This is a genomic window from Pantoea sp. GbtcB22 (genome assembly GCF_019091025.1).
Classification (GTDB): domain Bacteria; phylum Pseudomonadota; class Gammaproteobacteria; order Enterobacterales; family Enterobacteriaceae; genus Pantoea; species Pantoea leporis.
This window is the reverse complement of sequence record NZ_JAGXKB010000010.1, coordinates 17,905-38,712: the sequence shown is the minus strand read 5'-3', so window position 1 is coordinate 38,712 and position 20,808 is coordinate 17,905. Positions and strand designations below refer to the sequence as shown.

Annotated in this window: 20 protein-coding genes; 5 read left to right on the top strand and 15 right to left on the bottom strand. The window is 51.3% G+C overall.

Annotated features, from left to right (window positions below):
* Positions 1-88: 88 nt before the first annotated feature.
* The 6 genes from KVT28_RS22465 to KVT28_RS22440 form a co-directional block, all read right to left on the bottom strand.
* A complete protein-coding gene (locus KVT28_RS22465) occupies positions 89-955 on the bottom strand; it encodes an HlyD family secretion protein (protein WP_217550182.1) in 867 nt (288 codons plus the stop codon).
* A 95-nt stretch (positions 956-1,050) separates the two neighbouring features.
* Positions 1,051-1,476, bottom strand: a complete 426-nt coding sequence (locus KVT28_RS22460; RefSeq protein WP_254633616.1) for a hypothetical protein — start codon at positions 1,474-1,476, stop codon at positions 1,051-1,053.
* A 5-nt stretch (positions 1,477-1,481) separates the two neighbouring features.
* Complete coding sequence (locus tag KVT28_RS22455) at positions 1,482-1,817, bottom strand: hypothetical protein (RefSeq protein WP_217550178.1); 336 nt, start codon at positions 1,815-1,817, stop codon at positions 1,482-1,484.
* Positions 1,818-1,983: 166 nt separating this feature from the next.
* Positions 1,984-2,442, bottom strand: coding sequence for a hypothetical protein (locus KVT28_RS22450; RefSeq protein ID WP_217550176.1), 459 nt, complete (start codon positions 2,440-2,442; stop codon positions 1,984-1,986).
* 894 nt (positions 2,443-3,336) lie between these two features.
* Positions 3,337-3,711, bottom strand: coding sequence for a hypothetical protein (locus KVT28_RS22445; protein ID WP_217550174.1), 375 nt, complete (start codon positions 3,709-3,711; stop codon positions 3,337-3,339).
* 218 nt (positions 3,712-3,929) lie between these two features.
* On the bottom strand, positions 3,930-4,313 hold the full coding sequence (locus KVT28_RS22440; RefSeq protein WP_217550172.1) for a DUF5983 family protein: 384 nt from the start codon (positions 4,311-4,313) through the stop codon (positions 3,930-3,932).
* Between the two features lie 427 nt (positions 4,314-4,740).
* On the opposite strand from KVT28_RS22440, the gene KVT28_RS22435 reads away from it, so the two are divergent.
* Positions 4,741-5,574, top strand: a complete 834-nt coding sequence (locus tag KVT28_RS22435) for a GIY-YIG nuclease family protein (RefSeq protein WP_217550170.1) — start codon at positions 4,741-4,743, stop codon at positions 5,572-5,574.
* A 116-nt stretch (positions 5,575-5,690) separates the two neighbouring features.
* Here KVT28_RS22435 and KVT28_RS22430 read toward each other — a convergent pair whose 3' ends face one another.
* The 4 genes from KVT28_RS22430 to KVT28_RS22415 form a co-directional block, all read right to left on the bottom strand.
* Positions 5,691-6,176 carry a GNAT family N-acetyltransferase gene (locus KVT28_RS22430; protein ID WP_217550168.1) on the bottom strand — a complete coding sequence of 162 codons (486 nt, stop codon included), beginning with the start codon at positions 6,174-6,176 and terminating at the stop codon, positions 5,691-5,693.
* 81 nt (positions 6,177-6,257) lie between these two features.
* Positions 6,258-7,136, bottom strand: coding sequence for a permease (locus KVT28_RS22425; protein ID WP_217550166.1), 879 nt, complete (start codon positions 7,134-7,136; stop codon positions 6,258-6,260).
* Positions 7,133-8,581, bottom strand: a complete 1,449-nt coding sequence (locus KVT28_RS22420; protein WP_217550164.1) for an FAD/NAD(P)-binding protein — start codon at positions 8,579-8,581, stop codon at positions 7,133-7,135. Before KVT28_RS22420 ends, KVT28_RS22425 begins: the two co-directional genes overlap by 4 nt.
* Before the next feature lie 1,030 nt (positions 8,582-9,611).
* Positions 9,612-10,196, bottom strand: coding sequence for a hypothetical protein (locus tag KVT28_RS22415; protein ID WP_217550162.1), 585 nt, complete (start codon positions 10,194-10,196; stop codon positions 9,612-9,614).
* Between the two features lie 388 nt (positions 10,197-10,584).
* Between KVT28_RS22415 and KVT28_RS22410 the strand changes: the two genes are divergently transcribed.
* Genes KVT28_RS22410 through KVT28_RS22400 form a run of 3 tightly spaced genes read left to right on the top strand, consistent with a single transcriptional unit; the run spans position 10,585 to position 12,000 of the window.
* The gene (locus KVT28_RS22410; RefSeq protein ID WP_217550160.1) at positions 10,585-10,908 is read left to right on the top strand and encodes an antibiotic biosynthesis monooxygenase; all 324 of its coding nucleotides are present in this window, start codon (positions 10,585-10,587) and stop codon (positions 10,906-10,908) included.
* Complete coding sequence (locus tag KVT28_RS22405; RefSeq protein WP_217550158.1) at positions 10,901-11,293, top strand: amino acid-binding protein; 393 nt, start codon at positions 10,901-10,903, stop codon at positions 11,291-11,293. Before KVT28_RS22410 ends, KVT28_RS22405 begins: the two co-directional genes overlap by 8 nt.
* Positions 11,290-12,000 carry a helix-turn-helix transcriptional regulator gene (locus KVT28_RS22400; protein WP_217550156.1) on the top strand — a complete coding sequence of 237 codons (711 nt, stop codon included), beginning with the start codon at positions 11,290-11,292 and terminating at the stop codon, positions 11,998-12,000. The genes KVT28_RS22405 and KVT28_RS22400 overlap by 4 nt, the downstream gene beginning before the upstream one ends.
* 457 nt (positions 12,001-12,457) lie before the next feature.
* Here KVT28_RS22400 and KVT28_RS22395 read toward each other — a convergent pair whose 3' ends face one another.
* From KVT28_RS22395 to KVT28_RS22380, 4 genes are all read right to left on the bottom strand, one after another.
* Positions 12,458-13,780, bottom strand: a complete 1,323-nt coding sequence (locus KVT28_RS22395) for a DUF1173 family protein (protein WP_217550154.1) — start codon at positions 13,778-13,780, stop codon at positions 12,458-12,460.
* Between the two features lie 611 nt (positions 13,781-14,391).
* Positions 14,392-14,763, bottom strand: coding sequence for a hypothetical protein (locus tag KVT28_RS22390; RefSeq protein WP_217550152.1), 372 nt, complete (start codon positions 14,761-14,763; stop codon positions 14,392-14,394).
* A gap of 103 nt (positions 14,764-14,866) precedes the next feature.
* Positions 14,867-16,567, bottom strand: coding sequence for a DUF4942 domain-containing protein (locus KVT28_RS22385; protein WP_217550150.1), 1,701 nt, complete (start codon positions 16,565-16,567; stop codon positions 14,867-14,869).
* A gap of 575 nt (positions 16,568-17,142) precedes the next feature.
* Entirely contained in the window at positions 17,143-17,964 is an 822-nt protein-coding gene (locus KVT28_RS22380) for a hypothetical protein (RefSeq protein WP_217550148.1), read from the bottom strand.
* Between the two features lie 113 nt (positions 17,965-18,077).
* On the opposite strand from KVT28_RS22380, the gene KVT28_RS22375 reads away from it, so the two are divergent.
* Entirely contained in the window at positions 18,078-19,319 is a 1,242-nt protein-coding gene (locus tag KVT28_RS22375; RefSeq protein ID WP_217550364.1) for a dGTP triphosphohydrolase, read from the top strand.
* A gap of 830 nt (positions 19,320-20,149) precedes the next feature.
* Here the strand turns inward: KVT28_RS22375 and KVT28_RS22370 are convergent.
* On the bottom strand, positions 20,150-20,722 hold the full coding sequence (locus tag KVT28_RS22370) for a JAB domain-containing protein (protein WP_254633614.1): 573 nt from the start codon (positions 20,720-20,722) through the stop codon (positions 20,150-20,152).
* Positions 20,723-20,808 lie beyond the last annotated feature (86 nt).

Here is a 20,808-nt window from a genome sequence, read left to right as displayed (position 1 = left end):
TGCGCCGTTTACGCTGTCGTAACAGTGTATGGGGAAAACAAGCTGATCACTCACGGGCGGAATTCATGTTGTGCCAGTGAGAGTGTCGCTACCAGACCTTTTTGACAATACAGGACTGCTTTTCACCCGATTTCATCAGGATAAGGGTAAATTTATAGCCAACCGGAACGGCGCCTTCACTGGGCATTGCTAATGCAAACTTCTCAGAAATGACCCGCGACGTTTCTTTAGCATTGTTATCGAGCATGAAAATCTTGAAAGAGGTTTTATAAGGTCCCTTTTTTCCGAGGCAACTGGCTTCAATATCGTAAATGCCATTCTCAGGTATCCAGAGCCCGGTTAAATTAACCCGGTCAGTAGGCCGGGAGGCCTTGACCTCTTGTCTCGTCTGTGACTCGCCATCAAGCTTTCCCGCTTTATAGCCTTCCGCGTAGATATCGCTTTTCGTAGCGAAGTGCGTTATCACGCCAGCGGCAATCGACACCCCTAAAAACCACCCCAGCTTGCTGATAGGGGTACCTTTATGCCTGGCGAGTTCCTTCTGCAGATGACTGACTTTTTCCTGTGCCGCTACAGCAACTGGGGCAAGCTCCTTTAACTGAGTCTCATTAGACTCAGAGCGCTTGTACCATTTGATGGCCTGCTCTTTGGCCTCACGCAGTTCAGCGGCATATTGCATGCCGGACTCACCTGTACGGCGCAACTCAACGTTCTCAGCTTCAAGCTGCCTGAGCCTGTTTTGCGCAGCCTGATGGGAACGCACTGCCTGTGCGTGCTGCTCACGCAGAATGAGCAGCTCTGCCTGATGCGTATTTTGTCCTTTTTGCTCGAGATAATCCGATGGATTTACGCCTTCAGATTGCATTGTCGCGGCTGCCAGCTTCAGTGCCTGAGCAGCTTCATTTGCATTGCTGTTATTCAACGCTGACTGCAAAAATTTTGCTAATTTTGACATTAGTGTTTAATTATTGAGTGGACACAAACAGATGCACGCTGATGTCGGGCATCCACATTGCGGCAGGGCACCAAATGTATGCGCTTTCCAGTGCCTCAGAACGCCGTCCGATAGATGCCGAAATCGCCGTTCGACCCGTAGCCGACACGATAGATGAGAACGCCATCTTTTTTGACTACCCCCGGAATTTCTACCATCCCTCCGCCACAAATTCCTTTGGGCCAGGCGCTGAAAACATGTTCACCAGTAGGGGGATAGAAGATAAATTTTTCTGCGGTATCCATTTCAGCGAGAATTTTTCCATCCATAAAGATCTGAGTGAGGCATGCACTTCCGCCAAACCCTGAATCACGCTTAATGATGACCTCACCACTTTCGTCGCCAGCTTTCTTAGATAAAGAATGGTCCAGTACTCTCTGTTCTGGGACGGACTTTGCTTCTTGATTGCTGACGGGTGTACTGGCGCAGCCAGTGATGGCCATGCTCAGCCCACAGACAATGATTGCTGTTGTTTTCAACATATTCTTCATTCGGTCAGATACCGACACTGTGCCAGAGCATAATGGCTTATCGCCTCGGGGAACTTGCCCATGGCTCTCTGGGCGGCAGGTGAGAAAGGTTGCCCCTTCATATCCTTATCGGTAGGAAATGCCTGTTCTGTTTTTTGTTTGGCTTTTAATGAGATAGCATCACAGTCCGCGCCATGATTAATGCCTTCGGTTACGAACTGATTAACATTCTGAACAAACTCATCCGCCATTTGCATGCCGGCCAGTTGAGGATTCTTTAGCGCTTTATCGGTCAGACTGTCAGTGAGCGTTCCGGCTTTAATGAATGCCTCCGCTATTTCCTGCTTTGCCATGTACACGGCCATTTCTGTTTCTGTGGAAGCACAGGCAAGTGAAGTATTTAAAAGCGCAACACACAGAATTATTCTTATTGTTCTCATGGAAATCTCGTCTCGCTCATCATCCCTGAACCGCTAAGGGGGTTTCATTCAAAGCCTTGAACAGGGCTTTCCACGGACCTTACCGACAGATGTAGCTCGACCCGACAAACTGACAGGAGGTGCCGTTAGTGCCAACCAGGCTACTGCCAACCTGGTTATACAAAACCGTATTGGACCCTGAAGAATATGACTGAACTTGTGGCGCGGTGTATGACTGGCTTTGATTCAGGACCTGCTGGCCTGCGTTCTGAAAAGACTGCCCGGTCTGCTGCAACTGTTGGTTAAGCTGTGCCATCTGAATCTGCTGGGTGATCTGCTGGGTTTGATACTGCTGCATATCATATGCGGTTAAGGCATGGCGATACTCTGTACCGTCTCCGTTTTCATCCATACACATGATGGTCTGTGGTGCGACAACCCGCATCAGACGGCAGTTGTCATCACCTGCCATATAATAATCACCCTCAAAAAAATTTGGCTGTGCCTGACGCGCGCACCCCACAAGCAACATAGCGAAAACAAATATAAGTTTTTTCATTTTTATCCCTGAATATTGAAAACAGATTCTTCTTATTGCACGCAATCCTCCAATAGAGGTTACAAAAAGTAAATATCCTAATTAATTAAAATATCTACAGTTTGAATGCATTTTTTACATCCCTGATGGTTAATTGAGCACCCCACATTGAGATAACTGGTCTGACTCTTGCCATCAGACTCCAGCCCCAGGCCCGAAACGCCAGCGCGGTTCGGCGGAGCTTACCGGCCTGCTGGGGAGCCGGAGGGGGCCTTGAGACCGGGTAAACGTTGAGACCCTGTCACACGGGACAGACAGAAGAGAAACCGATTAAGGCAGAAGGAAAATGAGGGGGGTGTATCTGAATACAAAAATCGGTGAGCCTTCCATTTAAGCTGAAGACATCCGCTATCCGCACGCAGGCATGAATAAAAGCAGTCTCTATAGTTAATGCACGGTTATCCCACTTACGGGATGCTGCATAGGGAATACACGCATGGAATCATTTTACTGCTATGCAACGCCCACCAGTGCGGGAGGCGTTATCATCCACCAGAAAGGATGCTCACACCTCGGGGACGCCGCTTCACGTATTTTTCTGGGATCAGTCTACAAATCTTACCAGGCAGTCAGCCTTGCAAGGCGCCACAGTCCGGATGTGTCACTTTGTCCCCGGTGCATGGGCATGTGAGTTACCCAGTCAGTAGCGTGGCAGCGCAAGTGTCACCAGAAGCTGTGAACGTTTCACCACCGGATGATCATAACGGCCTCGACGAGTCCGCAATCGCTCTTAAACGGAAAGCGCGGGTATCGGGTGCGTAAGCACCAGACTGGGTTATCCCGTCGGGCTTCTGGCCGGTTCCTGCTGATGTGCATTATCCCACAGGCAAATCTTCCTGCCTGCGGGAACACCCGTTATTTTCGCAGGGAAAGCAGCCGGGTCAATAGCCCACGCGGTGCGTTCAGGCGTGAAGTCTCAGCAGGCGTCAGCACCTTCGCTGGGGGAGGCGTACGCTGTTCAATCTCAGCCACAACGTCATTCCACGCCCATTCTTCATCCTCCGGTTCGCGAGCCACGTAGCATGTCAGCGCACAATCGCATGCCCGGGCAATGCTCCGCGCGAGCGACAGCAATGACGGCACACCCTCTGAAGGATCGGCATCGGTAATAAACTGGCCGTTGAGGTAAAAGGCCTCGGCACAGTTGCTCAGTGTGATATGGCAGCACTGCCCCAGCACCTCACAGGACTTTGTATGCGAATCCGCATCCCCACTCACATTCCCTGTCATACGCGCTCTCCCTGAATCTGTTTGACTCTCGCCATAAACGGCGGCCACTGGCTGAACCGTATGGCGGGCATACGTGCAGGCCTGCCCGCCCGCAGGGCCAGGGCAAACTGCGCTGCCAGTATTTCAAGCTTATGATCATAACGCATCACATTATCTCCTTCCTGTCGGGTTATCCGGGACGGTTGCCGCCGCCCGGTCGATGTAGCAGAAAAGCGCACTCACCAGTCGTGGGTCACAAATCCCTGCTGAACAGGCGCATTCTGATCGAAGTGAAACAGACAAATGTCCGCCTCCCGCGCAACAGTCCCCAGCAGGTGGCACAGATCTCCCGACGCACCGCGACTGGCAAGCCAGACCAGCCTTTCTCCGTCTGTATTCAGGCGAATGAGCCAGCCGCACCCGGTGTCATGGATCCAGGTAAATGCACCCTGCACGCTCTGATGCGGTGTGGAAAGCAGGGTGAGTAGCGCGCTGTCGGCGTAAGTGAGGTGCGCATTATTGAGGACCAGGCATTTTTCAATGCTCTGTGAGGCCTGCGCCTTCCCTTCCTCCCATCTTTCCGAGGGATTTTGAGCGGCGGTGTTGACGTTTTGTGTGTTCATTCCGGTTCTCCTGCAGGTTGGTTAATTCATCTCTCGTCGGGACTTCTCGCGGCAAAGGGCGTATGCGCAACGGAGAGCGGAAAAAGCAGGGTCGGCGCAGCCGTACATTTCAGCCTTGCTTTTGTCCGGGCGACGGTGCGATTCCCAGCCCTCCGCGGGAAGGCAGATGAGAGAGAGCCATCAGCACAAACCGGGATGCACACGCCCGGCGCGCCACCGGCGGGACGTCATAAGAACATCGGAGAGGCCGATGTGGTGAACGCGTGGGCCGTGGCCCACTGCAGGCGTGGGGGTGTGGTACCTGTCCACCCTCCAGCAAGTCCAAACCTCGTGTCCACTGCAGAATGTCGCAGAGTGCGGAATGCGCATGAGTGTCGTAGAGTCACGGGAGATGTTGTGAGAAATTGGGGATTGATAAGGAGCGGCATTGAAGCTATTCGATTATCTGAAGATGGTGAGTCCGGACCTGACGCCGGAAACCACCAAAGTGCATCTGGCGCAGATCAATGAGTACAAAGAGGATCCGCTGGTTAAATTCCGTGAAGAGACGTTTGATGACTGGCAGTGCTGGCAGAAACGGCTGGAATTCAGCCGCCGTTATGTCGTCTCACTGATCAGGGTATCGGGCACCGAAACCTGGCTGTTTGCCGGTGCTTTTGAGCAGCTTGGCAATACGGGTAAGCAACCTTACCCTGACCGCGAGGAGCTGTATTACCACTACAACCTTATGAAGATCCCCGAGACCGAAGAATACGTGGGGCGCATGTATGTCAGCTTTAAAAATAGCGCCCGCAACTTCATCCGCTTGGGGGAAAGCATTCAGGATGAACTGGTTGTCAGCGCCATCTCGCCTGCCCGCCTGAGCTTTGGTGAGTTTCCCGGCTTCCGGAACGTTGTACTCGACAGAAACAGCATCGGTGCGATCCTCAGGCTCGATCTTCAATCCTGGAGAGCGGCCCTCTCCGTGGTTAAAGGTATCTACGTATTAACCGATCGAGACGGCGGTAAACTCTATGTGGGCAAAGCCGATGGGGTTAAAGGTATCTGGGGCCGGTGGGAGGATTATTTCGGCTCGGGCCATGGCGGGAACATCGGCCTCAAAGAGGCATTCGGGACCGGTGACCCTGGCAGGCTTCAGAACATTACCTTCGCCATCCTTGAAGTCATGGATCCCAATGCCGGGGAAGGCGAAATTGATCGCCGTGAAACACACTGGAAACAGATACTGCTTTCACGTGAATTTGGTCATAACAGAAACTGATGCAGAAAATGGCCTCCCGGACAGGTGCAGCCACGCCGTCCGCGACTGCGCCCAGATGTTGAGAAAAAACTTTTCTCTGGGCGTGGCGATTTTAAGGCCGGAGGGGCGGGTATATATCAAGCTTCGACAAGGGCACTACGTTCTTGCAGTGATTTGATGAGTGCTTCCGTTGATATGATGTAACACTTGGGGAGCGGGTGTGCATCAAAACCCAGCTTAAGCGCAAAGGCCTCACTGTTTGCATTAACAGACTCAATCGCCAGAAATTTATAGTCGTATTTCTGTGCAATCACCGCCAGATTTAGCAGCAGAGCCGTGCCATGTCCCGCATGTTGCTTTTCAAAGCCTATCCGGGCAATAACGATGCTTTTCTGATCCTCACAGACCCACGTGCGGCCAAACCGGAGATAGATATCATATCTTTTCCTGTGTGCCATAATGCGAAAGTTTTCTTGCCCCGCCTCTAAATTGTCACAGATGTATACGCCCTGCTGCTTATAGGCATACACCTCGAGAAGGTACTCACTGACCTTCCCAAGGATAGCTTCGGCCTCTTCCTTATAAATCATGATGGTGCTGGTATCACCAGGGATGTTATTCATATACACCTTCCTCTTCATCACTGTTTAGACTGGTAAGGTAAATCCGTGACAGGGCTCAGGGGATCTGATTTTGGGCGAACTTCAGCCCGTCACACCCCAAACCCTGAACCCCAGAATCACAACTGCATACAGGCTGATCGCGATTATGCTGACGCAGGTCCCACAGGTTATAGGCTTCGCTGACTCACCGGTACCGAGGTAGTGCGTCTCAAGCACAATGATATTGGCCGCAGGTGGCAGGAGACAAAACAGATACAGCGTTGCCGGATTCTCAGCGATGAGCCTGAAATGAAATATCCTGGCGAGGATCAGCAGCAATGAGATCAGTATGGCCATCACAACAGACTTGAGAAGAAACGGCTTGATCTCCTGCAGGATATCGCTGCCCGATAGCCTGATTTTCGACAGCCAGATCCCCAGAACAGCCATGCCGAGGAAACTCATCATAAACTTGGAAACGTCATAGAGCCCTGCGCACCAGCGGGTCACCTCCTGACTGAAAGGAATCAGCACCACACCGGCAATCAATGCCAGTACCGGCGGTGTCTGGACCAGTTTGAACAGACTGAAGCGGCTTCCTGACAGCATACCCGCTCCCACCGAATTGCCCACGATGGAACTGCCGACGTAAGCGGCAATGATGATGGTCGAGGCGTCGTTACCGAAAAGCGCGCTGGCCACGGGCAGCCCCAGCCATCCGATATTGAGATAGCTGAAGCACAGGCTTTTAACAGGATCGCGCATTATCCACCGGCTTACCACCAGCATGGTCAGCATGCATACCGCCGTGGCAGTAATAATGGTACTCATGCTGCTGAACCGGGAGGAGATGTTAAACATGATGACGATGGGGATCGCAATGCGCGTTAATACCCACGACGCTGCCGTTTTGAAATCCAGGGCGGTTTTGCCGAGAAGCCAGCCGGCAAAGAGATATATCAGAGGAAAGAAAATGGTCACAATGCTTCCTTTGCGTCTGCTGAGCTGAACTCTACAGCCCATTTTTTTGCCCAGGTCTCCGCACAACGAGCGTTAAACCAGAAGGCATTGGTCGAAAAAAGACTTCCTTTACTGAGCGGTCCGATATTAAACAGGCCGGGTACATTGCGGTTATTTACCCGGCACTGGAAAGTCAGCGGGTCGACATTTATGCCGCCGCAAGGGTGCCCCTCAATCAGCGACTGGCTCAGCAGGTCCTGCAACAGAGGCTGCGTCGTATCACTGATGTTAAGTCTTCCCCCCGTGGCATCCCACAAATGATGGAATGAAAGCGTTTCTGAAGGGGTCTGCAGATGATAACAATTGTCAGCGTATTGCGGAGCGGCCAGCGCCTGATGGAATCTCACTCTACCCTGAGCGGATGCCTCAATCAGTTCGCTGAAGACCTCTTGCGGGATCGGATGGCGCCAGGCGGCCCATACCGCGCCGTACATTTTCATAAAGCGCAGTTTTTGAACCGTGGTAAAAGCGTTCCAGAGCTTGTGCATATAAGGGCGGGTTGAGACCAGCACGTCCTGCCAGGGCAGGTTGCTGTTAGCGGCGCGCGTAAGCAGCATTCGAAAATATTCAGTCTGCCTCCCTTCCCGTAGCAACTTCATTGCAAACCGGAATTCCCCGGTTTCCCGGAGCAGATAGAATTCTTTACGGAGCAGGCGCGAGAATACGTTCAGCATATCTTTATTGCCCGCGGTAGCAGACATAATGTTACGCCAAGTCAGATGTACCGGTGTATACCGGTTACCGTCTGTCAGACACGTCAGAACATAACCGCTGCGTGAATAGAGATGGATCTCCGCCTGACTTTTGCCAAATGCATAGCGGAACGCATCTACGGCTGTGAGACCGCTTCCGGCGATAAGCAGCGGTGCGGCAGAAGACAGATCAAACTGCGAATAATGCGAAATATAACCAGGCTGACCGACGAACGCAGGAAAGGCGCTTTCAGACAAGGCTCCCAGGCACATGACAACGTTGCGGGCATTTACGTTGTTACCCTTCTCGTCTCGCAGGGCAAATCCTGCGCCGTACCTGCGGATGCTTACCACACTGTTGTGAAACTCGTCGATATGCAGAATTCCTGCCTGCCTGATGTCCCGATAGGTCTGGCGAATAAAATCAGAGTATCTGAGGCGGGTGGGCCAGCGCTCCCTGGAATCAAACCGGGATCGCAGCCAGTGAGCAAACTCATCCGGCTCGGTCGGCGTGACCGACATCATACCGGGTGGGGTGTTGACCTTGTGCAAGGTATCAGCATCACCAAAGGCTAATCCCTTGGCAAAGCTGGCAGAGGGATTAAATACGGCAAATCGCGGTTTAACAGCGCCAACATTATACACTTCATCCTGGGCCTGGCTGAGCAGGCTGGTTCCTGTCGCCCCCAACCCTACGACTGCAACGTCATACATGATCAATACATCCTGTTAATCATACGGGACGCTTATATAACAACAACTCACTCAAAAGGTAAATGAATCTCAATTAATGTAAATAAACTTAAAGAAAAAATTTAACTTAATGATAAATGGTTTATTTTACCACTAATAAAAACAATCAATTAAGATGGTGATGAAATTCGGTAGTTCCATCCGTGCCAGCAATTGATAAATTTTACTTTTATTTGATGCTTATGGAAATCAAACGGAATGGGCTACAGTGTCTGAACTTTCTGCAGAATGGCTGAGCGGATCACTCCCGCATCTGGATGCCGTAAACATCCGGCCGTTCAAATCCCATAAAATGCCTGCCTCGGTGCTCTATAAAATGGAGGTGGTATCAATGAGCGTCTTTACAGTGCAATCCGCATCATCTGATACCTTGTCCGAATGATTGGGCGCAGTTTTAAATGGATCCGCCAGGTTGCTGATCGCGATGATTCAAAACCTAATATGCCTGGTTGCTCTTTTACCCCATGGGGGTGCCTAAACAAGGATTTCCCAGGGCAGATTTGGCGATACGCTCGGCTTTGTAGAGGCAGATAATGAGCCCCTACCAGCAGGATGCTTAAAGTGCAGGTGAGCTTCGCTATCGGAAGGCAGCATTTCCTCTATTATCTAGTGGTATTCATTCACACTCAGCATTGCCGTATCTATCCATTACACTGTCGTTATATTCCGCCGGCTTATGCTGTCAGACCCCAGTCGTCATGTCCGAAACGCCAGTTGCGGCGATTCGGCGGAGCTAGCAGGCTTTGCCGGTTATCTGAGTGGAGCTTGACGGCCCGGCTACGCCGGGGAACAGAGGGGGGGAGTTCTGAACTAAATAACTGCATTCGCCCGTACCGGATAAAACTATGTTAGGCGCAGTGAAACATAACTACTACCTCAGCACAATATGAGTGCTGAGTGCCAGAAGCGGACGTGGCTAGAAACAATATAAGCTCGTTAGCTTGGGGCTTATCAGTCATATAAATAAATCGTCCGGGCTGGATTTAAATCGTTAATGAGGGGGAGTGTAAGCATTGAGTTTTTTGCTGATACTAGAAACTTTCAGCGCGCAAACTGCTACCCAGCACCATACTATGAAAGCCACGCCAAAGACGAATAGATCTGTTAAAATTTGCATGCTATCACTCTGTGAGGAACTTCTGTATATCTCAGCACCTATAAATATTAATAACCATATTAATACTAGAGGTACTAGCCATTTATGGAATTTATGGGGATATATTTTTCCATCATTAATTGTATACATACCCTGGTACCGTAAAATTGCCTTTAGGGATGGAATCGAAGACTGTGCATGTTCTGAACAAAAACATATGATCTTATAAGATAACTCCCAATCTCTGTGTAGTCCAAACGACTGAAGATGTAACTGTTGTTCAGCCTTATCCAGCGGAGCGGATGCTGGCGCAGCAGAGTTTCTGAGCCATTTGACCGCTTTTACTCGCTCAGGCAAAGGGCGTGAAAAAAAGTCGCTTCGATGAAACTGCATATACACTTTTGTTATAGCACCGAAGATGGCAATCAAAACACTGGAAACTACGGGGATATTGAACAGATCCTTTAATTCGCCAAACATAACTTTTATCTTACTCCTTTATCATAATTGGGGATTAATACCTTACTCATAACAACTTATTAGCATCTGGTTCGCTACAATAGCAGAATATCATCCGTTTCAATTTAATTAATAGACGGCCTATTTAGTGATACCTCTATCTGACTACAAGAAAACTGCGAGCTGCCGCTTTTCGCTCATGACTGCAATACGGCAGTTGGGTGCAAGAAGCGGACATTCCGTGTGAATCCGCACTTCTATGTTGTCCCGCCTTTCAACTTATGAGTTTGCTGTTTATCGCTTATCCATGTCGATAGCTTCGCTAACGCACAAGCATACTTCGGTGCCGACCGAAGCAGCATGCCTTTGTCATCATTAAACTGTCCGTAAATTAGCAACGGAGCGGACCATGATTGCAGTACTTTTTGAGGCAGATGCCCTGCCAGAGGCCCAGGAAAGATATCTTCAGCTCGCTTCGGAGCTGAAGCCTCTCTTATCCGACACGCCCGGCTTTATTTCAATTGAGCGTTTCCAGAGCCTGACTACGCCCGGAAAGATTCTTTCTTTGTCGTGGTGGGAAGATGAGGAGTCTGTAGCCGGATGGAAGCAAAATGTAATGCATCAGGCCGCTCAGAAAGAAGGTAAGCAGTCGATTTTTTCATTCTACAGAATACGGGTAGCCAGCGTATTCCGTGATTACTCTTCTGATAAGGGAACAAATTCGCATGTATGACATTCACGTTATTCTTAAAAATAGCCCGGGCTCACTTGGTTCACTGGGTAGTGTACTGGGTGGAAACGGAGTGGGACTTGAAGGTGGTGGAGTATTTACAGGACCTGAAGGCGGGCACGCACATTTCCTGGTTGAAGACGGCTATAAAGCACACAAGGTGTTGACTGAAGCCGGTTTTGACGTCTGCAACGTGTGCCGTCCCCTGGTGAGAAAATTACCTCAGGAACGGCCTGGAGAGCTGGGAGAAATAGCTGACGCAATTGCCCGGAATGGCATCAATATTCTGGTACAGTACAGCGATCACAGTAACCGGCTCATTCTCATTACGGATGATGATGTCCGGGCAGCCGAAGTCACCCGAAGATGGGCAATACCTACTGAATGAACCTCGTTAAAACAAAGCGCGACAGTGAGCCAGATGATGTCCTTGAAACATCAATGGTAATGGTGGCTTCTGCGATGTCTGACCCGTCAAGGGTAAGTATTCTGTGCGCCCTGATGGACGGGCGCGCATGGACAGCTACCGAACTTAGCGTAGTGGCTGGCATAGCAGCCTCGACAACCAGCGGGCATCTGAACCGACTTCTCAGCAACGGTCTGGTCATTTGCCTGACGCAGGGGCGTCATCGCTATTACAGCCTTGCAGGCCATCATATCGCCGGACTGCTGGAAAACCTGATGGGAGTTTCCATGGGGACTTCCAAAGCCCCCGTTTCCAGTACGCCGGTCTATCTGCGTTACGCACGCACCTGCTATGACCATCTGGCAGGCGAGCTTGCTGTCAATATTTATGAATTTATGCTGCAGGAAAAATGGCTTGAAGCAGATGGCTCGGAACTGACATCAGCCGGCAAAATGCATTTTGAGAAAATGGGCGTATTGCTTAACTCTCGCACACGACGTAAGCCCTGTTGCGGCTGTCTGGACTGGAGTGAAAGACGTTTCCATCTCGGCGGTGACGCTGGCTCAGCCCTGTTTACACTTTTCCTGCAAAAAGAATGGGTAACGCGTACACAGGGATACCGTGAAGTGAACGTAACCGATTCAGGCCGGGTTGCAATATATCGGCTGTTTAAGCTGAAGATCACCTGACCTTAAATCATATACCGGTTGATGTGATCGGGTGACTCAAGATGCCTTCATCTGACTCTTCCATTTTACGTAAAAGGTCCGCTCCTCGCTCAATTACCGGCCTGCCGGTTATCGCAGTGGGGCCTGCCGGAGAGCTGAAGGAATCCATGCGACATGGCAGGCTTGATCATCTGTGACCCAGATAGGCATAGCGTGAGAGAAGAGAGACGGACAGTAAGGTAAGAAAAGAAGCGAAGCCAGCACGCGATAAGATTGTACTCACGACAACGGCTATTTGCTCACGGACATAACCGCCAGCAGTCTCTATAGCTAATAAAGAGACTCTATCGACGACCACTTGCAGAGAGAGAACAAGTATGGAGCCTTCCTGTTACTGCTATCCGACCCCGACCAGCTCTGAAGCGCGGCAGCTGAAATTGTGCTGAACCGCCTATTTGCTTCAGATGAATTATGATAACTAATTCTGTGCCGGGAATGGCGGTATGCTCTCCTCTGCGTTATTTAATGTAGCATCCCATGACCACCAGCCCTCATTGCCGTACTCCTTGTTATACCCTTCGGTTTTCACCGCACGTCGCGCACGGTATTCATCCGTGTTCATGCCAAACACTTCCATCGGTACAGACTCTTTGCCTTCCACGTCCGTCAGGACAAAATCCGGCAAGGTGTCTTCCTCAGCATCAAAGCGTAGTGGCTTGATAAAGCATCGCTCCTGCTCACACAGGCGGGCTTCGATAATCGCCTCGTAACCTGAGTCAACCGGGATAAAGCGCGGCGTAACGCGCATCAGCGCGATCCCAATGACCTCCGCTTCCGTGATGGGAACATTACGGCCGTTGATTCTTTCAAAGCGAAGCGTCGGCGGCTCCGTTTCCAGAATGGCGACAACTTTTTGGCCCTTCGTCCAGGCACTGAGTTCGGCGCCAAAGCTGCGCTCACACGCCCGAAAAACGTTGGGTGATACGCACAGATTTGGAAAACCCAGCGGACTGGAGAGGCGCAGACGCCCCGTCTGAATTTCGGTATAGCCTTCGGCGGCATCGGCTTTCAGCAGCGCGATAACCACCATGCGCTTTTTGTTCTCCGTTGCAAAACGGACCCGCTGCTGGTTCACCTGTTTTTGCGCCCCTTCATTTGCGGCACTGACCAGCAGCACGTCGGAGAGCGTCATCCTGCTGACGCGGATACTTTGCGCCGTGGTGTTGATCCGGCTGGCAAGCCACAGCGCATTGCGTGGCCGGTTCTTCACGTACTGCGGTTTCCACGTGTTGATTTCAGCCTGCTGCCAGATAAAGTGCCCCAGCCCCAGCAGGCTCATAGAGGGTTTGGTTTTACCCGTTCGTGGGTGTCTGGCGGGGTTCACGTCAGGCGCGGAGTTGTTATTGCCACTCTGTCGGGAGAGTCCGACCGGCAATGTGATGCTGAACGTGCCATCAGCATTAACCGTCACTACGCTGGAGGCGTAGGTTTTTGCCGAGGCTTCATCGGCCCAGACCGAGTAAAAACGACAGTCATGCCGGTGCTGCCCCCCCGTGTGTTGCCAGGCTGAGAGATAGAACCGGTCATGTTCTCTCAGGTAGCTGACAACGAGCCTGCGGAGTGTCAGATCCTCATGCTGCCCCCTGCAGAGGCAGATCACTCTGGCCTCCGCCTTATTCGCGCGGGCATCCTTTAACTTTGTTCGCCATTCTCTGTTGTGATCGGACTGTGCAGGTGCCGGGAAGGTTCCGCCCTGAGGCAACCCGGTTATCTGAACGCTGTACATTATTCCTTTGGCCATGCTGCCTCCCATTCATTAACTGTCTGATTAGGTTAGCGGGTGTCGCGTTAAAGTGGACCTGAGGCGACTTTACAGGCTCAGTCAGTGAAAACCCAGCCTGTTTTTGGCCGTGCCGCCTTTACGCTTAAGGCTGGCCACCCTGCTTTTTGCCCCGCCAGCGCACATGAATGACAAACGGGGATGTCGCTGCTGTTTGCCATCAGACCCCAGCCGTCAGGCCCGAAACGCAGCCTTACGCGGTTCGGCGAAGCTTACCGGTTTACCGGTTAGCGCAGTCGGGCTGACGACCCGGCTAGCCGGGGAGCCGGAGGGGGCCATGTTCGTAACGCGTTTAACTCACCCCGGAGCCCGCTTTGCCCTGGGCCACGGGAAAAGACAGCGCTGACCGCCCCCCGGTAACATTGCCTCCGTAAAGAACAAACCGGAACGCCCCGCGCGAATAACCACTGCAAAGAGCAATTGCTGCCTATAGCGGATAGGCATCTTGCCGCGCAGTCAACGGCGTAAGGAGACGGCCGGTGCGCCAGCACCGGGCTCTTCCGGGCCCGCAGGGCCGCCTGCTTTTCCGGCGCTCGCAGGCAGCAACGGGGGCCAGACCCGGCCCCGCCGCTTTACAGTCCGATGTTCTCATCCAGCTCGGCGAGATAATGCATTTCCGCTAGGTCCACCAGCGACCTAAACGTCACTTCACCGCTGGTGATGTCCTCCTGCTCACACAGGTGCATCAGGTTGGCAATCAAATCCTGAACGGCGGTAAACGCATCATCGCCACGGCCATCGAGCCCGACGCGTCGGGCAAAGACCCAGAGCGCCTCAGCGGCAACCGTGGCCCGATCGGTGTTACCCCAGATAAGCGCCGGGCGTTCGGTGCCTTCCGCCATTGCGGCAATCTGCTCGATGACGTCCATGCGCACCGGTTCACGTTCGTCAGTTAATGCAGGGTTTGTTTCTTTATCCATCGGTAAGGTTTGCGAAGTAGACATGTTGATCTTCTCTTTGGTTATCGATGTTCAGTGAGGCCCCGGCTTCGTCGTGGAAATCAGGGGCGGGGAATGGCAGGGCTTACACCCTGCTTTTTTCTGTGGTTTATTCGGGCTTGTAGGCCACCAGGCGCACCACGCTTACCCCCGTTCCCGCAAACATGTCCTGGTGAATACCCGACCAGCTACAGCTCCAGTCCTTAAGCAAATCCTTAAACAGCAGGCCCGCAGGCAGGATCGCAGCCAGTCGCCCGCCGGGCTTCACCAGTTCAGCCGCCGCATTCAGATGCGCCATTGCGCGGCCCTCGCTGTAGGGTGGATTCATCACCACCACGTCAAAGCGTTCGCGCGTCTCCTGCGCCCACTGCAAAAAATCCCCTTCGATCACACTAAAGCCCTTGGCCTCCAGCACGCGGCAGTGCAGCGGTGAGATCTCCACGCAGGTGGTCTGCGCCATCGGCATCAGGTCAGCAAGTCCACCCATGCCCGCGCTCGGCTCCAGGCACTTGTCCCCCGCCTGGATGGCTACCTCATCGAGCAGCAGTGAGGCAAGCACCTCGGGCGTCGGGTAAAACTGGTGTGTTTTCTGATCCGGCAGCGCCCCACTCAGCTGAATATCCTGAATCGCCGTTGTCGGGTCGTAGTCGAACTCATACCAGGTGAGCGCATTGATGTTCTTCTTCACGCCGCCGAGGCTCATCAGCACCTTTTCCGCCTCGGCGCGTGCGGCCTTGTCTCCCTCCCGGTAACCTTTAAAGCGGCGGTTAAACGGATTTGTCGTAATGGGTTCGCACGGTTCGTCCCAGCGGTTAGGCTGAAAGGGTGTGGTGCGCTCGATCTCCAGCTCGCTCAGCTCCGCCAGCACGGAAAACGGTAAAAGGTTAGATTGCAGGGCAAAACTTTTTGCTTTTGTTCGCGGCTTCTGGCGGTGTTCTGCCGGGATCGCTGCCGGATACAGGAAGGCCAGAATGTCATTCAGACGCCAGGCCATGTCAGGATGAATTTCCAGGTGCGCCGTGCCTTTCAGGAAGGCTTTGACGCGCAGCGCCCCGCCATCGAGCGTGAGCCACTCCCCGGCGCGCTGGCGTGCAATCTGCAAAATTTTGTCGGTGGTGCGGTAGCTGGTGGGATCGCGTCCCATGAATCTGGCGATCACCTGGCGCAGGTCATCAATGTAGCCGGTGCGCTGGTAGTTATTGCCGCCCCACTCATCATAAACGCGCGCCATGATCATGCGCTTGCCGAAGCCTTCCGGGCGGTTGGTGACGTGTTCGCCGGAGAGATTGCGAAAGATGCCGTCTACGCGCTCGGAGAAAAACTTCTCACGCGAAAACAGCAGCTCGGAGAGCGTGGAACGCACGGTTGCCTCCTCAAAGTCCGGCGCTTTCATCTCGCGGATCTGCTCGTCCCACTCGTTGCGGCGATCGTTGGGCATATACTCATACACGTCCGTCAGACTTAACGCCTCCTGCCAGTACGCCGCATTCAGCGACGCCACAGCACCCGTGACGTTAAACACCTCCCCCACGGAAAAACCGTAACCGCCCCGACGTCCGCTCAGATTACCGCTGATAAAGTGCGCCACTGCTGGCGCGTTCTCATGGCTTGTCACAACGCCTGCGATTTCCCCGATGATGGCGCGGGTGTGCTGATAACGCCCCAGCAGTGAATCCACCAGATCGGACTCAACCGGTGCAAAAAAGCCCTCCCCCAGTACCTCACCCGCCTGACTCAGATCGCCCTGGCCTTTAAGAAGAGATGATTCTCTAGATTCTGAAGCCGGGGTGTTGACGTTCTGCTGTGACATGTTGTTTCTCCTGTTTGCGTTTAAGTGATGTTTCTCTGAGTTCCTCGCCGTGGGGGCAGAACTGGCGCTCGGGCATCAGGCAGAACGCAGGGGGAAACGACAAAGCCGCAGCCCAACGGGACCGGGTGCAGGCGTTTAGCAGAGCGACCCTTGCGTGAGGCCGCCCGTGTGGCAGGTTTCTGCACGGCGAAGGGGCTTAAGAGAACGAAACAGGAAGGCAGGTAATGAACAGGGCACAGCCCCGGACGGCAGCTTTAAGCCGGTCCGGTCCTCAGCGGCCACGGCTATTTGTGGCCAGTTAACGTGCTGGCGCTCAGCCAGCTGCAGGATTTGGCATTCGCCATCAACCCCGGGCCTTCTGGCAACTCGGAGGAGCTTAGCGGCATGCCGGTTGGCGCAGTCGTGCTGACGATCCGGTTACGTCGGGGAGGCGAAAAGTGGTAGCAAAAATAGGAGTACGTAATTGCAAGTGACTTGACTGGCAGCTCAGTGCCAAGAGCAGACGTTCAGCTTTTTATTTTTTGGCATGAAACTGCGTGCTCTTTGGACGTTCAGATTATTTTGTCCAGTTTTAATTAATCCATCCAGTTTCTACGCTTTTTTGCTCTGGAGGCGTCTAGAAGGAAGTACGGGAATATTTCGTGAAAGTAAGGAACTTGTGGTTCATTGATACCATTTTGTATCTCTCTGAGTTCCACTGCATCCCTGAGAGATACCAACAAAAAATAGTACGGCTGCAACATACATATTATTACAGACGCAATACATGGTGAAACTTTGATAATTTTCCAGTTTAGCATACGCTGATCAATATGAGTCATAATATGCCCATCCAGTCCAAAATCATAGGTATATCCATAAAGTCTATTTTTATCAGCCCATCCAATAATTTCAGTTTGAAGCTTTTCCCTCTTGTTCGCTGATATGTGTTTCCAGTAGCAGGCATTGAGTATCCCGTTCCACTGTTTAAGCGGATCATTTATCTTTTTTTTATCTTCAACAATCGTGTTCAGGTTGTAGTATCTGGTTTCCTTGCCAAACTCTGATAGCATTGTCAGAATTAATTCCTGCTCATCGTTGAGTTTCCATTCTTTGTTGTTACTATTATTATAATTTTCAGCAATAGCCACGGCCGTCTCATGTAAGGCCAATATATCATGACCTTTCTCCCTCAGTTGCTTATATGATGGTTTATGAAATTCATTTTCAATCATAAACTGCACTACATATATAATCTTAAAGAAGCGCTCCAGCCCCGTTGATAGTTGAAAGAAAGCGTTATAAAAGCTTCCTTTATCGTGATACTTGCACTTATTCAGAGCCGTTAATCCTCCACGTAGCGAAGCGCTTGCCAGTAATGCCTCTGTTGTGAATTGCCTGAAGGATGCACCAAGCATATAAATTCCTTTTAAGTTTTACATCAGTAAAATTTAGTCTAAATCTTTTCAAGACCATAAAAATCAGTAAGATAGGTAGTTACATTCACCAAACTTTCTGAGAGACATAAATGATTGACGATAATGATGTTAAAGTCTTTGCAAAAGAAAAGGAAGAAATGCTGATCAGCAAGCTTTCTTCTGGCAGAGAGCATTCTCCATCGAGTGCAGATACAAGGCAAAGAAACGAATTTGAGCGAGACTATGCGCGCATTCTTTACTCTTCTTCGTTCCGGCGGTTACAAGGAAAGATGCAGCTGTTTGAAGTCGATCCTCGAAAATTTAACCGTAACAGACTGACTCATAGCCTGGAAGTCGCCCAGATTGCCAGAAGCATCGCATCCGAACTTGAACTTGAACATCGCGTTGTAGCCGAACTGGCTGCACTTGCGCACGATATTGGCAACCCTCCGTTCGGCCACTCCGCCGAAAAACAACTTAACAAGATTGCTAAGGACTTCGGCGGCTACGAGGGCAATGCGCAGGCACTCAGAATACTCAGAAGTCTTGAGATAAAGCATCCATATTGCTCCGGCCTCAACCTCACCCACCGCGCCATTCTCTCTGTCGTTAAATATCCCTTTAAAAATGAAAATAGCAGCAAAAAATTTCTTTATGATAATGACTACAAATACTACACAGAGTTAGTAGAGGAATATAAATTAGATTTGCAGTCAGGTGAGAAAACTATTGATGCGCAGATAATGGATCTGTCAGACGAAATTGCATATGCCGCGCATGACCTTGAGGATGCACTAAGCCGTAGTATGGTCAGCATTGAGGATATCGTTTATGAGTTTGGAAGATCCGATTACAAAGATTCAATTGGTTTATTAAATGAAATCATTGAAAATTCAAAAGTCACAGCTTCGAAAGCATTCAGACTCAATTCATCCGAAGAGTTCGCCATTATATTCAGAAAAGAATTGACATCCAATATTGTTAATGTGCTTGTTAATGATATTACTGTCACTCAGGGTGCAAATGGCTTCAGGCAACTTGGGTTTGGCACTAAAGAGAATCTGTCTTCCGGTCTTAAAGATATCGTATTTAAAGTCATCATGCGCAAAAGAGACATTAAAAGCTATGAGCACAAGGGAAACATGATTATCAAAGAATTATTTGATTTCTATAATTCTGACGATAACATAGAATTTATATCACCCCAGATGTATCGCACGCTTCCGAAAGAAAAAATTTACAATGAAATAAATCCTCTTTATCAGAAAGATAAAGAACGGGCCATTGTCGACTACATCTCCGGCATGATGGACACGTTTGCCATCCGCGAGTGGGAAACGCATTGCAGAAAATGACCTGACTGACATGCACATCAAGAGCAGATTCAGCTCCACTCTTGTCACTGGACAGAACAGTGATTCTGTCCATTACCCACGTCCTTATCCCCTCGCTTCTGTGGATAAGCCACATCTGGTGCGCCTGTGCCAGTCTCTGCCGTGTTAATTGCGCTCGCTCCGTGCAAATCGTGTTGTTCAGCCTGGACGAAAGAGCACATTCGGACATAACGTCCAGTAACAAAGTCAGTCAGATCGGAATTAATCATCTTTACTTTACTGCGTAAATGCAAATCGCGCGGTTTCTAAACATCATATGTCCTCTGCTCGCTCATAGCTGCCTGTCAATCTGGTCGCATTTTTGTTGGCGATGGTTATGTAAAATGCAAACGCATAGCCAAGTAAATAATTACACACCAGAATCAAATGCAATGTTCTGTTCGCTTGAATGACTAACCGGTAGCCATGACATTGTCCGTCACCCTCAGACCCCAGCCGTCAGGCCCGAAACGCAAACTGCGCGGTTCGGGCCTGACGGCTTTGCCGGTTAGCGTAGTCGGGCTGACGACCCGGTTCATCGGGGAGCCTAAGGGGGCATCTGGCTGATATTGCGTTTGCCTTTGAGTGAAAAAAATCAATAGGTTCAGCATCCGCTCAGCAGGTGTATAAACAGCCGTAGGTATAAGAGATGTAGAAGAGTAAGGCTGCATCCCCGGGTGAACAAATACAGTCGAAGGGGAATGGATGGTGCGTCAGCACCGTCTATACCTGGCACGCAGTGCCGCCCGCCGTTCAGCGCGCTTAAAGCCGGCGGAGTGGCCCCCGCCCTGCTGGAGAGTTCAGGCAATGACTCAGCCGTTAAGGTGCCCCCGCTCTGCCAGTGATACCACCTCGTTGCCTGCCACAATAATATGATCGATAACCCTCACCACCACGAGTTCAAGCGCCGTTTTGAGACGTCCAGTGATTGCGATGTCTGCTCGGGACGGCTCTGGCGTGATGAATGACGGATGATTGTGGCTAAGAATAACGGCGGCGGCATTTAACTGAAGCGCCCGCCGAACGACCTCACGAGGATGGATTTCAACACTCGCGATGGATCCTTCAAATATCTCCTCATAGGCTAGGAGCTGATGCTGGTTATTCAGGAACCCCACCGCAAACACCTCACGGTCACGCCCCGCAAGCTTGGCCCGGAAAAACTCGGCAGACACCGAAGACGAGTCAAAGGTGGTGCCCGTGGGATAGCGATAGTCAATCGCCAGCACCGCCTCGGCCAGAATCTGGCTGTCTGTTGCCATCACGTAGTTGCCCTGCGTATCGCGCACGTGAAGCCGGGTGAAAAAGCGCACGTTATCAGTGATGTGTTTTGATGATGATTCTTCAGATTCTGGAGCCGAGGTGTTGACGTTCTGCTGTGACATGTTGTTTCTCCCGTTCAGTTTCATGTGATGTTTCTCCGAGTTCCGTCGCCGTAAGCGCATAACCGGCGCGCGGGCATCAGGCTGAA

Coding starts and splice junctions, on each gene's coding strand:
- KVT28_RS22465 (WP_217550182.1), bottom strand. CDS start 955: ATGTCAAAATTAGCAAAATTTTTGCAGTCAGCGTTGAATAACAGCAAT.
- KVT28_RS22460 (WP_254633616.1), bottom strand. CDS start 1,476: ATGTTGAAAACAACAGCAATCATTGTCTGTGGGCTGAGCATGGCCATC.
- KVT28_RS22455 (WP_217550178.1), bottom strand. CDS start 1,817: ATGGCAAAGCAGGAAATAGCGGAGGCATTCATTAAAGCCGGAACGCTC.
- KVT28_RS22450 (WP_217550176.1), bottom strand. CDS start 2,442: ATGAAAAAACTTATATTTGTTTTCGCTATGTTGCTTGTGGGGTGCGCG.
- KVT28_RS22445 (WP_217550174.1), bottom strand. CDS start 3,711: ATGACAGGGAATGTGAGTGGGGATGCGGATTCGCATACAAAGTCCTGT.
- KVT28_RS22440 (WP_217550172.1), bottom strand. CDS start 4,313: ATGAACACACAAAACGTCAACACCGCCGCTCAAAATCCCTCGGAAAGA.
- KVT28_RS22430 (WP_217550168.1), bottom strand. CDS start 6,176: ATGAATAACATCCCTGGTGATACCAGCACCATCATGATTTATAAGGAA.
- KVT28_RS22420 (WP_217550164.1), bottom strand. CDS start 8,581: ATGTATGACGTTGCAGTCGTAGGGTTGGGGGCGACAGGAACCAGCCTG.
- KVT28_RS22415 (WP_217550162.1), bottom strand. CDS start 10,196: ATGTTTGGCGAATTAAAGGATCTGTTCAATATCCCCGTAGTTTCCAGT.
- KVT28_RS22410 (WP_217550160.1), top strand. CDS start 10,585: ATGATTGCAGTACTTTTTGAGGCAGATGCCCTGCCAGAGGCCCAGGAA.
- KVT28_RS22405 (WP_217550158.1), top strand. CDS start 10,901: ATGTATGACATTCACGTTATTCTTAAAAATAGCCCGGGCTCACTTGGT.
- KVT28_RS22400 (WP_217550156.1), top strand. CDS start 11,290: ATGAACCTCGTTAAAACAAAGCGCGACAGTGAGCCAGATGATGTCCTT.
- KVT28_RS22395 (WP_217550154.1), bottom strand. CDS start 13,780: ATGGCCAAAGGAATAATGTACAGCGTTCAGATAACCGGGTTGCCTCAG.
- KVT28_RS22390 (WP_217550152.1), bottom strand. CDS start 14,763: ATGTCTACTTCGCAAACCTTACCGATGGATAAAGAAACAAACCCTGCA.
- KVT28_RS22385 (WP_217550150.1), bottom strand. CDS start 16,567: ATGTCACAGCAGAACGTCAACACCCCGGCTTCAGAATCTAGAGAATCA.
- KVT28_RS22380 (WP_217550148.1), bottom strand. CDS start 17,964: ATGCTTGGTGCATCCTTCAGGCAATTCACAACAGAGGCATTACTGGCA.
- KVT28_RS22370 (WP_254633614.1), bottom strand. CDS start 20,722: ATGTCACAGCAGAACGTCAACACCTCGGCTCCAGAATCTGAAGAATCA.